The sequence below is a fragment of the Candidatus Neomarinimicrobiota bacterium genome (genome assembly GCA_022567655.1).
Lineage (GTDB): Bacteria > Fidelibacterota > SORT01 > SORT01 > SORT01 > JADFGO01.
Map to the genome: position 1 here is coordinate 1 of JADFGO010000053.1, position 15,874 is coordinate 15,874.

12 protein-coding genes are annotated in these 15,874 nt (G+C 45.6%); 1 reads left to right on the forward strand and 11 read right to left on the reverse strand.

Features of this window, described 5'->3' with window-relative positions; all coding sequences use genetic code 11:
* The 4 genes from IID12_06605 to IID12_06620 form a co-directional block, all read right to left on the reverse strand.
* Positions 1-672: biotin/lipoyl-binding protein (locus IID12_06605; protein MCH8288760.1), on the reverse strand; the 672-nt coding region annotated here is incomplete at its 3' end.
* Entirely contained in the window at positions 669-2,120 is a 1,452-nt protein-coding gene (locus IID12_06610; protein MCH8288761.1) for a TolC family protein, read from the reverse strand. The genes IID12_06610 and IID12_06605, both read right to left, overlap by 4 nt.
* A gap of 62 nt (positions 2,121-2,182) precedes the next feature.
* Complete coding sequence (locus IID12_06615; protein ID MCH8288762.1) at positions 2,183-2,572, reverse strand: hypothetical protein; 390 nt, start codon at positions 2,570-2,572, stop codon at positions 2,183-2,185.
* A 9-nt stretch (positions 2,573-2,581) separates the two neighbouring features.
* Positions 2,582-4,012 carry an HD domain-containing protein gene (locus IID12_06620; protein ID MCH8288763.1) on the reverse strand — a complete coding sequence of 477 codons (1,431 nt, stop codon included), beginning with the start codon at positions 4,010-4,012 and terminating at the stop codon, positions 2,582-2,584.
* A gap of 226 nt (positions 4,013-4,238) precedes the next feature.
* On the opposite strand from IID12_06620, the gene IID12_06625 reads away from it, so the two are divergent.
* Positions 4,239-5,033 carry a DUF4835 family protein gene (locus IID12_06625; GenBank protein ID MCH8288764.1) on the forward strand — a complete coding sequence of 265 codons (795 nt, stop codon included), beginning with the start codon at positions 4,239-4,241 and terminating at the stop codon, positions 5,031-5,033.
* Positions 5,034-5,093: 60 nt separating this feature from the next.
* On the opposite strand, the gene IID12_06630 is transcribed toward IID12_06625, so the two are convergent.
* The 7 genes from IID12_06630 to IID12_06660 all read right to left on the reverse strand — a co-directional run.
* The gene (locus IID12_06630) at positions 5,094-6,599 is read right to left on the reverse strand and encodes a CHRD domain-containing protein (GenBank protein ID MCH8288765.1); all 1,506 of its coding nucleotides are present in this window, start codon (positions 6,597-6,599) and stop codon (positions 5,094-5,096) included.
* 39 nt (positions 6,600-6,638) lie between these two features.
* Positions 6,639-6,947 carry a CHRD domain-containing protein gene (locus IID12_06635; GenBank protein ID MCH8288766.1) on the reverse strand — a complete coding sequence of 103 codons (309 nt, stop codon included), beginning with the start codon at positions 6,945-6,947 and terminating at the stop codon, positions 6,639-6,641.
* 988 nt (positions 6,948-7,935) lie between these two features.
* Positions 7,936-8,916, reverse strand: a complete 981-nt coding sequence (locus IID12_06640) for a glycosyltransferase family 2 protein (GenBank protein MCH8288767.1) — start codon at positions 8,914-8,916, stop codon at positions 7,936-7,938.
* Between the two features lie 65 nt (positions 8,917-8,981).
* Positions 8,982-11,678 carry a DUF2723 domain-containing protein gene (locus IID12_06645; GenBank protein ID MCH8288768.1) on the reverse strand — a complete coding sequence of 899 codons (2,697 nt, stop codon included), beginning with the start codon at positions 11,676-11,678 and terminating at the stop codon, positions 8,982-8,984.
* Between the two features lie 49 nt (positions 11,679-11,727).
* Positions 11,728-12,090 carry a DUF1844 domain-containing protein gene (locus tag IID12_06650; protein ID MCH8288769.1) on the reverse strand — a complete coding sequence of 121 codons (363 nt, stop codon included), beginning with the start codon at positions 12,088-12,090 and terminating at the stop codon, positions 11,728-11,730.
* A gap of 74 nt (positions 12,091-12,164) precedes the next feature.
* Positions 12,165-14,261, reverse strand: coding sequence for an ATP-dependent DNA helicase RecG (gene recG / locus IID12_06655; protein ID MCH8288770.1), 2,097 nt, complete (start codon positions 14,259-14,261; stop codon positions 12,165-12,167).
* Positions 14,262-14,315: 54 nt separating this feature from the next.
* A partial coding sequence (locus IID12_06660) for a class I tRNA ligase family protein (GenBank protein MCH8288771.1) occupies positions 14,316-15,874 on the reverse strand: 1,559 nt, incomplete at its 5' end.

Consider the following 15,874-nt stretch of genomic DNA (forward strand, 5'->3'; position numbering starts at 1 on the left):
CTCCATTTCAGTGAGATCCGCAATAGTCATTATAATATCTTCCTGAAATTGTGATCCTAAAGCTATTTCGCCTACTTCTTTATTTATTTTAACTACTATACCCCCTAAAGCAGTATACAACTTCGTTTTACTAAGATCATCGTTTGCTTGATCAAGATAGGCTTCGGCCTCAGAAACAGATTCTTTCGCTCTGTTCAGTCTCGCTATTCCAACTTCATAATTTCCTTCGGCTCCCTCTAAATCAGATTCGGAGATCAATCCTTTTTTGTATAGCTCGTTTTGTCGTATCGTAGTGCTATTTATCACTTTCAGGTTTGCTCTTTCGAGTGCTTCCTGTGCTTCCGCTGACCGAAGGGCTGCCATCCGTTGGTTGACGGAAGCAACATATCTCGCGTTGTCTAAATAGACAAGTACCTGTCCCTTTTTTACTTTATCGCCTTCTTCAGCAGTGATGCTTAATATTTTGCCACTTACGTTAGCCGCAATATCCACTGAAATTATAGGTTGTACTTTTCCTGAAGCAGCGACTATTTCAACAATTTTCTCATTTGTAACCTCGTCAACCTGAACCGTAACACTTTTGCCGGAGTCCCGCATTAAGTTAGCCGTTACTAACGCTCCGACTAAGAGCACGCCTCCTCCGATTAAAATCATTTTTTTCTTTTTCGTCATTTTATTCCCCCTGAGCGGACAGTTCCCATCGAATTGAGCAGCTGCGCATAAGCAATTTGGCTGTCATATTTATTTCTTATCACGGAAGTGTTCACTCTCAATAATGCGACTTGCGCGTTCTGAACTTCTAAGAGAGTCGCTGAACCGAGTTCATAGCGTTCGGTCGCAAGGCGGAGATCTTCCTCCGCAGACTGTTTATTATCCAAAAATATCTCTGCGAGCTCTTCATAAGTTTCAATCTGAGTTATTGATTCATCGATTTTTGCAATCAGCCTTCTTTTTCCGTCTTCCATGTCTTCCTTAGATGATCTGTAGCTGATCTGAGCTTGTTCAAGATTGGCTTTATCCGCAAAACCGTTAAAAATATTGAAATTAACCGATATCCCCATGCTTGAAGACCAGTTATTGGAGATATTTCCCGGAGAAAAAACGTTGGCAGGTAATTCGTTGTTCCTGCTGTAGCTTATTCCAGCGCTTAAACTGGGCAAAAATGCCGCCCTTGCCGCCTTTTTGCCATGCTCGGCACCTTCTATCGATGCCGAAAACTGCTTCAGGAGCGGGCTGTTCTCGACGGCAACATTTATCGCCTTTTCACGGGATGGATACTCAACCTTCTGATATTCTTTTTCTTCAATCCGGATAGGCCTGAGCGGGTCTCTCCCCATAACGATATTCAAATTTGACTTTGCCGCAGCGACTACGTTTCGCTGAGTAAGCAGCAATGACCTGTCATTTCCCAATTGGACCTTTGCCTTGTAAAAGTCCGTTCGCGCCACGGAGCCGAGCTCATAAAGGCTTTCGGTTCTTTCTAACTGTTCCTGACTCAACATTACCGCATCAAAGAGTGCATATTGAAGCGCTGTGGCTTTTGCGAGTTGTAGATAACTCTGAGTTGTCAGGAATACCGCGTTGTTCCTGGCAGCTTCAAGACCGTGAAATCCGGCGTTCTGAAATGATTTGGCTCTCGCTATGTTATTCCACCATCTGCCGCCGTCGTAAATGTTTTGATTTATGTTGAAACTTAGTGAATGCCTGTTGCGCTGAAAATAAGGCTGAGTTATAGTGGCGGAAGTATACGCCGTCGGCGCTCCCTGAAGTGGCAGCGTCACCACATCCCCCGTAGGATCACCGACGCTGTTTTGAACCGGCAAATTAAATAGGATTGTCTCATAAGCGGATGGAATATCCCGAGTATTTTCCAATCTCCCCTGGAGAAACTTTCCGCTGCTCGAGCTGAAATTGATAGTCGGCAGAATAGCCGAATAGGAATTCAGCACTTGTGCGTCCCTCCGCTGAAGACCGTATTCTGCGCTCTTGACGGAGAAATTTTTGTGGAGCGCAACAGCTATGCTTTCTTCTAAGGTCAGCAAGGCGTCTCTCTGACTTCTCCCTGTATCGGGCATCAAAAAGAGTAGACCGATGAATGTTATAAACTTAATTCTGCTCATAAAGAGTTCCTCCAGCTCATTCCTATTTCACCTGCTCGTCATCGAGCAAATTTCCATGCTCCTCATCTCAGTGCGAGATAAGCGCCATAAACCGTAATCACTAATACCCAAATTCCTGTCACTAATCTGTTCGCTTTTTTCTGCTGCCAATCATATATAATTACAAATCCCATCGCAAGTAATACCGTTTGCCATATAAGTACTACGTCAATCATGTTCAAAAGTTTGTATAAAATTGTCTCGTCCATGTCCGCCGGCATCAGGATCGCAAGGTTCGTCAAAATGTCCGTGCTCCCCTTAGCTATTATCAACGGCAGTTTCAACAAGAGTCCTAACGACCCGATCACTCCGACGTAAACATTAAGCGAAAACATCGTTCTGAAGTCCGTTGTCCCGCCGAGAATAATATTACCTCCGAAAAAGAAGATCCCCCATTTCGTTGTTTCATTCATAGTTTTGAATTAACCCTGAAATTCGCTTAACCACTTATCTTTGTTCTCTATCAAATAATCATACGATGCGTCGTGATCGTTAGGGATAACACCGTCGAGTATCGCCTGTTCAATGACATTCTTTATCTTTCCTACTACTATACCCTCACTTATTTGACAAATTTTCATTATCTCTTCACCCCGAACGGGAGATTGAAACGCCTTCATCTCGTCTTTTTCAAGTACTTCTTTGATTTTCTCATCAACGATCTCAAAGTTTCTCATGTACTGATCTGCCTTGTCCGGATTTTTCGTTGTGATGTCCGCACGGCATAGGAGCATCAAACTCTCCACGTCATCCCCCGCCTCCACAATTAATCTTCTGACCGCGCTGTCGGTAACCTCTTCGCTTACGAGAGCGATAGGTCTGAGATGGAGATACGTCATCTTCTTTGCAAATTTGATGGTTTTGTTGGAAAGCTTTAATCGTCTACCCAAATCCTCCACCATCCGCGACCCCAAGACCTCATGTCCATGAAAAGTCCAACCTTTATCTTCCTTGAACTCTTTCGTATCGGGTTTTGCGATATCGTGAACGAGTGCGGAAAATCGGAGGTCTAAGTCTTCGGACATCTCCGCAAGGTTGTCGAGAACTTCAAGCGTATGCCAGAATACGTCTTTGTGGTGATATCTCCCTACTTGCTCGACTCCTATGGTCGGAATCATCTCGGGGAGGACGATTTCGAGCAATTCGCTCCCTAAAAGACCCGCAATGCCGACAGAAGGCTTTGGCGAGGCGAGAATCTTCAGCAGCTCGGAAGTTATTCTCTCCTGCGATACTATCGAAAGCCTTTCTTTCTCCTTCCGGATCGCCCGAATAACCCCGCTGTCAACTTCGAACCCCAATTGAGAAGAAAACCGAATCGCTCTCAGCATTCTCAACGGGTCTTCATCAAACGTTTCCACAGGATCGAGGGGAGTTTTTAGAACTTTCTTTTCGAGGTCTTCCCTTCCGCCGAAGGGGTCTATCAGGTTACCGAATTCAGCCTCATTCAAGCGCACAGCCATTGAATTTATTGTAAAATCTCTCCGCCTTAGATCTGTGTGAATATCCGCCGGTTCGACCGTAGGCTTACGTGAGGATTTAACGTACTCTTCCGAGCGCGCCGTAGCCACCTCGATTTTTAAATTCCCCTTTGTCAATTCAGCTGTGCCGAATTTTTCCCATGCAACGATAGAATCCGCATTTAAAGTTTTTTTCATCTGCTTGGCGAACTTGATCCCATCCGAAACGACGACAATATCCAGGTCGAAATTTGTTTTACTCAACATGGCATCCCTGATGGCGCCGCCGACGAGATATACTTCTATCCCCTTTTCATCCGCTAAACCGCCGATAGCGTGCAGTAATTCCAATTCCGGCAGATTTATTTCATTATTAGTAATGTTCGAGCTCTTCATAAGGCTGTCAGCAGCAGCAGTTGAAAGTTACTATTTAGAGAATTCATCGTTTTATTCAATTAAATTTCATAAAATGTTTGTTGTTAGTCAGAATATTCCCCATCTTTAATTCTTGACTAAGACCCGAACTCAATTTAAATTTCAGCCGATGCATTGTAAAGAATTCTTTTCATTTTTAACATTGGTACTGTTACCTCTGATATCCGTTTCAGCGCCGGTTTCCGTATTGGCTCAATCTGTTATCTGCGAGGTGACAGTTGAGGCTACGAGACTCCCTCCGAAAGAACAGAACGATCTCAGAAATCTTGCGCGGAGTATGGAAGCGTACATCAACGAGTTCGAATACACCGACGAAAGCTATGACGTAACATTCCAAATGAAGATTCAGGTGTTCGTGGAAACGGTTTCGGAGGCGGGTTCAGAAAAACTATATCACGCCAAGGCGGCTATATCGAACAATTACGATCAGCGCTATTTCGATAAACGCTGGGTCTTCGTTTACCGGCCGAACGATCCGCTTTATCACAGCGGTATGTTTCACACTATAACCGGCTTTCTCGATTTCTATGTCAACCTTCAATTAGGCGGGGAATTCGACCTGATAGAACCTCTCCAGGGGAGCCGTTATTATAATGCGGCTCGTGAAATCGCCGGAAGAGCAAAGACCAGTTCTTATTCTCAGGGGTGGAACAATAGAGCAGTCAGGGTAGATGAAATATCCTCAAACTGGCGGTTGAGAGAGGCAAAAGGTAAATACAGTGACTTCCTATATTTCCTATCTGAAGAAGATAAATCGGACGAGGCTCTTATGAATTTCAGGGACTTTTTAGGATTATTCCGCGATATTTTCGATTTGAATTCGCTCGACAAATACTCAATCGAATTCCTGAACGCCCATGCCACCGAGCTCAGTGACGCCCTCTTTTATTATCGTGATCCGGACCTGTACGAAGATTTGATAACGGTTAATCCCACAAACCGGGAAACATATCAAAGTTACTTAGATAGATTAGAATATTGAATCCGCGCTCTGAGTCTGAAGTTTATTATTTTTAAAACTCTTTCGATATAAACCTCTTTATCATTTCAACACGACCATCTTCCTCGTCCGGATGAAATCGCCCGCCTTGAGCCTGTAGAAATAAATTCCGGAAGCGACGCTTGACGCATCCCATGTTACCTGATGAACCCCGGCAGCGATTCTTTTGTCAATAAGACGCGTTACCTCTTCTCCAAGAAGATTATAGACTGTGAGCAACACCTTTCCTGACTTCGGGAGGGTGTATTCTATCATGGTACGAGGGTTAAACGGGTTCGGGTAGTTCTGCTTTAGAGAGAAGGAATTAGGCATCATACGCTGCTCATCTTCAATGCCGATAACGACTGATCCTATTCCCTGCAGTACCTGACCGCGTAATTCGCCACCCGAATATGCCGAAGTATGGATATTTACGTAGATGTTGCCATTGAGGAGCTCGGTAACCAGATCACTTGTCAAGGGTTCGACAGTGTCGTCCCAAGCCCATTCTCCTCCTCCGAAGTTTCCGTCGAAGATGATTGTTTTAACAATCGACCCATTTTCACCTGTTGCCGCATTGTGAAAGTGTGCTGCGGTGACGGTCAAACCCTGAACCGTCATCTGGTATTCAAGCACATAGCCGGCTGATAAATCGTCCGGAAACAGAAACAATGCGGCTGTTCCGGAAGCATCGGTAGTTACGGGCTGAACTACCTGCTCTCCACTTAACTGTGCCGTAAATCCCTGGACACCAAATACGTTTCCACGAATCTCTCCTCCGGGATTATCATTTGTGTGGACGTTTATGTAAATCCTTCCGGCAAGTAGCTCAGCCATAAGCTCAGGAGTAAGTGGCTGAGATGCGTCAGATGCCGTCCATTCTCCCTCGGCGTAACCTCCTACAAAAGTGATGTCTTTGACAATCTCTCCATCGGAGCCGTATGAGGCATTATGGAAATGTGCTAATGTCACCAAATCCGGGTCAAAACCTGAGATAGTAATCTCATATACGACACGGGTCTGGTCAGAATCAACCGCGATGATAGCAGTGCCTGTACCCGTAGTTGTCACTGGCGTGACTTCCTGAGCGCCGTCGAGAATTGCATAACGAGACGATTGAGGCACCATAACGACCTGATCGCGTATTTCGCCACCCGAATTTGCATCAGTGTGAATGTTGAGGTATACATTGCCCATGAGAAGATCGTTTACGAAACTATTTTCCACAACCAACGGTTCGCTGGTGAATCCCACGCCGGCATGGTTATCGACCAGCTCGACAGGGATAAGAATAGATCCGGTAACGCCCACAGCACCTTGATGGAAGTGCGCTCCCGTTGGTGTGAGCCCTTCAACGTTTATGGAATATCCGAATATTCTTTCATTTTCGCCCGCATAAAAAAAGAATCCCGTACCGTGAGCCGATGTTGTTACGGGGGTTGGTACGTTCTCCCCTGACAGCGAAGAGCTAAAAAGGATTACCGGCATAACATTACCTCTTATCTCACCCTCCGGGTTGCTTGCGGTGTGGATATTAATATACAATCTGCCGGCGAGCAGCTCATTCACGAGTGCGGCAGTGAGAGGGTCGGTGCCGTCGGTCCTCGACTAGGTGCCGGAAATCGTAAGTCCACCGCTGAAGTCGAGAGTTTTAACTGCAGTTCCCTCAGCGTCAAATCCGGCGTTGTGGAAGTGCGCTTCCGTTGGTGTGAGCCCTTCAATAGTGATGTGGTACTCGAGTTCGGTCTCATCTTCGCTCAAGCTGAGTGAGGCTGTTCCCGTGGCTGGCGAAACGACTTGAGGAATAACGAACTCACCCAATATTTCGGCGGTAAAGTGAGTCCTGTTGGACGAAGCAACTAAGCTCGAAGCGAATAAAAGCACGGCAAAAATCATGATAGTAAAAATTCTGCCCATTTTTACTCCTTTCTCGGTATTTGAATGCGATTAAGTTGTATAACTAATTTAGTAACGATTGAGGAGCGTGTCAAGTCGCTTTTGTAGATTCCACAAAACGATTGAATGAATTCACGATTCTTCCGGGCAATATATCAAACCTGTTCGGATAGATTAGAATATTAAAATCGCGCTGTAAAAATGGCTCGAAGGCCTGTGAATCGGAGAGATTCTTTAGAGTATTCCTTCGTGACCCTGGAACAATCTAACCTACCCTCATCGTCATTGCGAACACCGATTTATCAGTGTGAAGCAATCTCGGTTTCTCAAGTACATCAATCAATGAGATTCCTTCGTCGCCCCGAAGCTTCGGGGCTCCTCGGAAAGACAATGATTTATGCTATTTACTTCAACAGCACCATCTTCCTCGCTTGAACAAATGTAGGGGACGCAGACCTGCGTCCCATGACTTCTAATCTGTAAAAGTAAACCTCCGATGCCAGACAGCTGCGTCAGTGCGGTCAGGGCCTGTCCGGCTATGCCGTCCAAACGGGTGAGCCCTGACCCGAACGTTATAAAAACCGTTGATACGGTTATGGTATTTTCTGGTCTGTCGTCTACATACCCCTTGATAAATCAAGGGGTTAATGAGAGGTGGAATCTTACCAGCCCCCGATTTCAATCGGGGGTAATAAACGTGCAAAAGGATACTATCAAACCGTTTTAACGGTTTTTTAAAATCGTGTGACACAGCCATTTTAGTGTAGACTATTCATGTGGCCCGAACCCACACGTTCATCTCCTTATTTTTTAAACTCTTTCGATATAAATCTCTTTATCATTTCAACACGACCATCTTCCTCGCTTGAACAAATGTAGGGACGCAGACCTGCGTCCCATGACTTCTAACCTGTAAAAGTAAATCCCCGATGCGACGCTTGATGCGTCTCAATGAAATGTTCGCTTACCTGCTTCCTGTAGTCTACCGCAAGTTAGAATTCCCATCCGACTATAAGTCCGATACTTTCTTTTTACCGAGGAGGTAATAAGACAAGGCGATACTACTGCTGTAAAGGTCTTTTATTATCTCTTCGTCGCTGACCTCCCTGAGCTCTTGCACAACTTTTCTTTCCCTGAAAAGATAAACCGGATGCGTCATCAGCCAGAGTAAGGCAGCTATGATACCGATAAATCTGTTAAAGTCCGCGCTCATCAGAGAGTATCCCAGAGCAAGCAGTTCTATGAATATTCGAGCAGGCAGCAATTTTATCAGGTTTCTCATCGAATAGTTTTTTATCATCATGATCATACTGTTTCTGTGATTCAGGTATTTCTTTTTAAACTTCTCCGCGGAAAGCGTCCCGCCCGATTGGTGATATATCACGCTCTCCGGCACGAATTTTATCTTATAACCCTTTAGATGCAGTCTCCAGTTCAGGTCTATTTCTTCCATATGGGCGAAAAACAGTTCGTCTAAAATACCGACTTCATCCAAACTGGACTTCCTCAATATGCAGGCGGTTCCGGATGCCCAGAACAGTTCTACAGGTTGGTCGTACTGCCCCTCGTCCCTCTCGATCGTCGCTATTATTCTCCCGCGCGCGAACGGATAGGCGTATTTGTCCATGAGTCCTCCGGCAGCTCCTGAATAATCGAACATACTTTCATCTACGATAGACAATATTTTCGGTTGACATGCAGCGACTCCTTTATCTTCCTCCATGCTCTTCACTAAATGCGAAAGCCAATCGGGACTCACTTTCACGTCGTTATTGAAAAGAACTATATAATCGGCTTTTTCGGATGCTAAGATTCCGGCATTGCAGCCGCCGGCATACCCCTTGTTGGAGTTGAGTTTTATCAGTTTCGCCGAAGAGAATTCGCTCTCTACCATTTTAACGCTTCCGTCCGTAGAAGCGTTGTCCACGATGATAGTTTCAAAATTGGAGTAGGTGGTACCGCTCAGTGACCGGAGACATTCCCTTAGCATCTCCACCCCGTTGTAATGGGGTATGATTATGCTTACGAGAGGTGTATCATCCAAGCCGGTTATATTTAGGGGTTGTCCCCTGAAACCGATTCCTCGGTAGTTTTGATTTTTGCCTGTATTTCGTTCATTCGGAGCCGGGCGTCGCTGTCGGCGGGATAACTGACAAGCCACTCTCGCAGTACGTCCACCGCTGACTCGTATTCATTGCCGAGTTCATAGGCAGAAACGAGCATTCCCACCGCTCTCCCCGAGTTCGGCTGCTCACTGACGAGTTCACTGAAAATATTGGCAGAGGTCGTATAGTCTTCAAGATCTCTCAAATAATAGGAGCCGAAAACCATCTTCTCATTGAACGTATTACGTGGATCGGAGATTAATTTTTCGAGGCGTACCCTCATTTTCTCCGGAAATCCAGCCTCTTTTTCCATCGCACCAATCTGGAGCTGAGCCATTTTGCTGTTGATTGCGATCACCGACTCCGGCATCACTTTCTCCATCGATGCCAATAACCCTGCCAGCTTACTCTTATTTCCCTCAAACATATAACGGTAACCGAGCTGGAGGAAGGCGGAACGGTAATTCTGAAGTAATTTTTTTATATTCGGATTGATATATACATCCGGATTATCGAGATTCCGGTATTTGTAATTCTTCACTAAATTTTCTTCTATTTTCAGCGGATCGATCAACTCCGAATATAGCGGTTCTTTTCTTTGCGGAGTGCCGTCCGGGTTCATCGGTATAGAAGAGGCGGATAGTACCCTGAACGCAAGACCGTCCATTCTTAAAAACCTCTCAAGCCCTAATTTGTTATCGGGCGATACCGTAACGGCAAAATAAATCGGCTTCCGCCAGCTGTTTTGCTCTAATATGTGCAGAATCATCAGATCCTGAATTCTAAGAGCCGAAAACCTGCTTGTGTTGACAGTAGGGTTAACTTTCCATTCAAAGGAAGTGGGATTCCCTTCGTCGTCGGCGGGACCGGCAATAGCTACTTTTCGTCCTTCTTTGGGCCACTGGCGCAGGAACATTCCGTCAATTTGAGCGTCTGTGAGACTTATCGGAACTCTCGGCTCGTTATCCCGGAGCTGCTTTATATACCAGGGTGTGTTCAGAAGACTCAGGTTTACGACCCTGACGTCTTTTCGTATTCCTTCTACCTCCTGCAAGTACCAGACAGGAAATGTGTCGTTGTCTCCGTTAGTAAAGATTACCGCGTCCGGTTCCGTCGTAGCGAGTATGTTATAAGAGTAATCCCACGCAACGTAATTACCGGAACGGTCATGCTCCTTGTAGTTTTTCGCCATCATATTGAACGGAACGATGAAAAACAACAGAGCGGCAAGAGCGCCTGACGAATACATCTGAGTCCTTTTATCATGGATGTATTTCACCAAACTATTCAGTAATCCGGTAGCGCCGATCCCTATCCAGATTGAATACGCCATGAATGAACCGATGTATGAGTAATCTCTTTCCCTCGGCTGAGGATCCTCCTGATTCAGGTAAAGCACGATAGCCAAGCCTGTCATAAAGAAGAGCGTCAGTACGATGAACGATCCTTTAGGATCGCGCTTGTAGTGATGAAAAGCTCCGAACAATCCTAACATGAACGGCAGGGCATAAAATTTCCCGGCGTCTACTTCCGAAAACCCTCGCCCCACGAACTGCCAGTTGAAATATCGGATATACATCCGTTTTATCTGATAGTTCCAGAAATAATCGAGTTCACCGGTGTACTTGCTTGCAGCCCGCGGCTTCCATCTTTTTCTGTCAAAGAAAGGGGCATCACCGTATTGCTCTCTGTTTAAATAGGACACGAGGCGCTGAGTATTGCTCGGATCATTTTCATTGATCGAGGGATTAGCATTTGCGCGGACATAGATCAGCGCATAAGTCGAGTATCCTATGGTTAACAAAACGGCCGCCATAAGCGATAGTGAAAGTATCTTTCTGCCGTTTTTAATGCTCCAGTACGTAAAAATGTAGAGTCCGGCTATGGCAATGAAAACAGCCTTGAACGAGTACGCGTTCGCTAATGCCGGCAGTCCCTTTACAACTCCCAAATATATGGCAAGAAATACGGCGCCGCTGATCGCCACTACACCGGTAAACGTTATTGGCGTCACACGGAATTTTTTAAAATAAATTATCAGAGCAACCACAGGAAGCGCCAGGAGGCTAAGAAGATGCACACCGAGTGCAAGTCCCATAAGATAGGCTATCATAAGCAGGTAATGAGACGCTCCCCCTTCATCTTCGTGTTCCAGCCAGTGCAGCGCCAGCCAGACTACTAAGGCGGTAAACAGAACGCTTACTGCGTATACTTCCGCTTCAACGGCGTTAAACCAGAAGCTGTCCGACCACGCAAACGACATAGCCCCGATCACTCCCCCCGAGTATGCCATGAGCTTGTCAAGCCCGCTTTTCAACTCACCGTGCCATTGTCTTATGAACTTCAGTATTATTAAGAAAGTGAACATCACTGTGAGAGCGCTGGTAATCACCGAAAGGAGATTCACCCGGTACGCTATATCATCGCCTATCGGAAACATGGTAAAGATGCGTGCAAGCAACAGATAGAACGGAGCGCCGGGCGGATGCGGAACTCCTAGAGTATAAGCCGTAGCGATATATTCGCCGGTGTCCCAGAAAGATACCGTCGGAGCGACAGTATCAAAATAAGTCAGCAAAGCCGCTATTAGAACCGCCAACGCCACATAAACCTGAACTCTGTCACTATCCTTAAACGATCTGAACATCTTACCTATTTATCCTCAACTCTCAGATTCCAACTGATTTAGTGACGAATTACTCTTCTTCGCTTGCCTTTTCTGCTTCGGTCTCATCTTTAGACTCATCCTTTTCCGGGTCTTCCGTTGAATCTTCCTCCGCGGACGCCTTTTCATCTTTCATTTTTTCATCCATGAAATTCATTTTAAGTTCATTCAAAGAACGAACAATGAGGTCAGATTCCTCATCAGTCAAATTGCCCCCGGTTTTCTTCTTAAGCATATCAAGCATATCGATAGATAATTCCGCTTGTTCTAAATTCCGTTCCACTTTATCCGTAACAGGATTTTTTAATTTACCCATATGCTGCATCGCCGAACTTTGCAATGTCAATATTAAGTTGACAAACAGCGGATCGAATTTATCTTTATTCTCACCCAAGGCTTTTCATGCTAATTTTTTCATATTATAGAACCTGCAAGTTAACGTATGAAATGTATTCACGCAAATGTTTATTAACCGACCTCAACAAATTTCAGTCGTTCAGCATAACTCTCTCTGAACCGGTCACCCAACAGCCTGTTCTCCGGTTTCCGGAGATGAGGGTCGCCTTTTGTCAAATTGAACGCGGATTTTCTGGCGGACCTTACTATCTCCACGTCCCTTATGATGTCCGCCAGCCTGAAGTCAGGTATTCCATGCTGTTTCCTGCCGAAAAAATCGCCGTACCCTCTCTGCCGGAGGTCTTCTTCGGCGATTTTAAATCCATCCTCAGTGTCTGTCATAACTTTTAGCCGGTTCCGTGCCGGTTCACCTTTCGAATCGCTTATCATTATAAAAAATGATTCGTTACCCGACCTGCCGATTCTTCCTCTCATCTGATGCAACTGCGAGAGTCCGAACCTCTCGGCGTTTTCAACTACCATGATGCTCGCATTCGGCACGTCTATACCTACCTCAACAACGCTTGTCGTAACGAGTGCGTCTATCTTTCCTTTAGAAAATTGACTCATAATTTCATCTTTTTCAGAAGCAGGCATCCTTCCGTGAAGGAGCGTGACATTGAAATCAGAGAAGACTTGGTTACTTAAGATTTCGTAAGCGTTAAGAGCCGCTTGAAGGTCCATCTTTTCTGATTCATCTATGACGGGAAATACAAAAAACGCCTGCTCACCCTGACTCAATTTCTCATGTATCATCTCATAAATCTTCTTGCGGCTTCCTTCGCCTCTGAGTTCCGTCCTCACATTTCTCCTGCCTGCCGGCATCTCGGTCAACGTGGAGATGTCGAGGTCACCGTAAAGCGTGAGTGCGAGTGAGCGGGGAATTGGTGTGGCGCTCATTATCAATATATCAGGATTTACACCCTTCCTCATCAATGTTGCTCTCTGGTCGACCCCGAATCGATGCTGTTCATCAATCGACACGAAGCCTAATTGATTGAATTGTACATCTTCATATAAGAGAGCATGTGTTCCGATAACGAGGTCCGCTGCTCCGTTCGCTACCGATTTCAATACCTTCTCTCTATCGGATTTGGATTGACCGCCTACTAAATGGGCTATTTCTATCTTTATGTTTTTAAAGAATTTAAGCGCGGTTTGATAATGCTGTTCGCTCAATATCTCGGTAGGCGCCATGATTGCCGCTTGATATCCCGCTCCAATCGCAATTGTGGAACTCAACAAAGCGACGATCGTTTTACCGGATCCGACGTCGCCCTGTAACAACCTCTGCATCGGTTGACGATCAGCCATGTCGGATCTTATTTCGCGGAGAGAATTTTTCTGCGACTCCGTCAGCTCGAACGGGAGTGATTTGTAGAGTTTGTTGAAAAGGCTTCCGACCTTTTTGAATTCTATCCCTACCCTGCTCACTTTCAGAGAATGTCTTTTTACGGCTAACAGCAGCTGATAGAAAAACAGTTCGTCGAATTTTAACCGGAGAACCGCTTCGTTCAACATCTTTCCGTCCTCGGAAAAGTGTATTTGTTCGAGCGCTTTCGGAAGCTCCATCAGGCTGTTCTCCTTTATGACCGACGAAGGCATGAAATCTATTACCTGAGTTGACAACCCTTTTATGGAGTTTTTGATTATCCTCTTGATCCCGTTCGAATCGAGTCTGACTTTTTTAAGCTCTTCCGAGGAAGGATAAACGGGAATTATTGCCCCGGCACTTATCGGATCGCTGCCTTTATCAAGAATATCAAATTCAGGATGAATCATCGTAAATTGATTCCTGTAGACTCCTACCTTGCTGTGGACTGCTATTCTCTGTTCCTCTTTGAATCTGTTCTGAACGTACTTTATGCCGTTGAACCATACACAGGAGAGTATCCCGGTTCCGTCATCGAGAAGCAGCTTGAATCGTCTGCGCCTTCCCCTCTCAAATCCGAATGACACAACCTCTCCGACTACTGTAGCGGACAACCCGTGCTCCAGATCGGATATCGCCGAAACGGAACGCCTGTCCAAATATCTTCTCGGGTAATAGTAGAGCAAATCCCCTGCGGTTTTTACTCCTATCGACTCAAGAGCTTCTGCGCGTTTGGGACCAATACCCTTGAGGTATTGAATCTTAGTAGAAAGATTAATTCCGGAATCAGACATCATTCCTTGATATGTTCATTAGCCGATAACAGCGTTTATCCGAAAGTAGAAATCAGTTCAACGGGCGTCTGATAACCACTCAAGATTAGTCCTGATCTTTGATATTTTTTCGGAGAAATCCTTCTCCTTCCGGCGTTCTTTTTCAACAATATCGGGCGGAGCGTTTTCGATAAACGACTTATCGGACAATTTCGAGACCACTGTTTTCAGCGCTTTTTCCACGTTCGCCAAATCCTTATTCAGTCTATCGCTTTCCTCCTCCACATTTATGATCCCTTCAAGAGGGACTATGACTTCGATATTCCTGACAACGTCCGTTGCGGCAAGTTTAGGCCGCTCCCGACTCCCGTTCAATTCTATCGAATCGAGCCTGCAAATGTTTATCAAGTATGAACGGTTACTCGTTAACAGCTCTTCGTCGGAGTCCGATACGCCCTTAAGTATCAAAGATGCCTTGACCGAAGGGGGAACGCTCATCTGGCTTCGGATAGTGCGGACCGATCTGCTTAACTCCTGTATAAGCAACATCTTATCCTCCGCATCTTGATTTATCCTCTCTTCATCCACATCAGGGTAGTCCGTGATCATAATACTTTCATCGTTTGATAAGGATGAGTAAACCTCTTCGGTAACGAACGGAATGAAGGGGTGAAGGAGCTGCATCGAACCCTTTAATATATGTACCGCCACGGCAATCGCAGACCTCCTCTTCTCATCATCTCCGGAGTATAACCTTTCCTTTATAAGCTCGAGATACCAGTCGCAGTATTCGCCCCAGAAAAATTTGTATGCGGTGCCGAGGGCTGCGTTGACTCCGAAACGGTCAAGAGAACTGCGCATATCTCCTATCGCTGAATTATACAGGGAGAGTATCCATTCATCGGCGAGTTCTAAATTGTTGTGATCGATCTCCGGAATATTTTCATCAGTTTTGTTCGATGAGAGAAACCGGTACGCATTCCATATCTTGTTTGTGAAATTTCTACCTATTTCAAAATCTTTTTTCCCGATTCTTACGTCCTGTCCATCCGATGCAAGGCTCAAAAGCGTGTATCTCACCGCATCGGCGCTGTACAGTTCTATCATCTCTACCGGATCGATACCGTTGCCGAGAGACTTGCTCATCTTTCGACCGATCTCGTCCCGCACGATTCCGTGCAGATACACGTCGGAAAACGGTATCTCTTCCATAAATTCGAGTCCTGTCATTATCATTCTCGCCACCCAGAAAAAGAGTATTTCGTGTCCTGTAACAAGAGTGTTAGTGGGGTAAAAATATTTTAACTCAGGAGTTTCTTCGGGCCATCCGAGCGTCGAAAAGGGCCATAAGGCTGAAGAGAACCACGTATCGAGAACGTCCGTGTCCTGTCTGACAGTGCCCGAACATTTTGTACATTGTTCGGGTTCCTCCCTCGCTACTATCAGTTCACCGCAATCATCGCAGTAATAGGCGGGTATCCGGTGTCCCCACCAGAGCTGGCGTGAGATGCACCAATCTCTGATGTTTTCCATCCAATGATTATACGTTTTGACCCATTTTTCAGGATGAAATTTTATCTTGCCGGAGGCGACAGCATCAATGGCTTTTTCCGCTAAGGGTTTGATCCGCACGAACC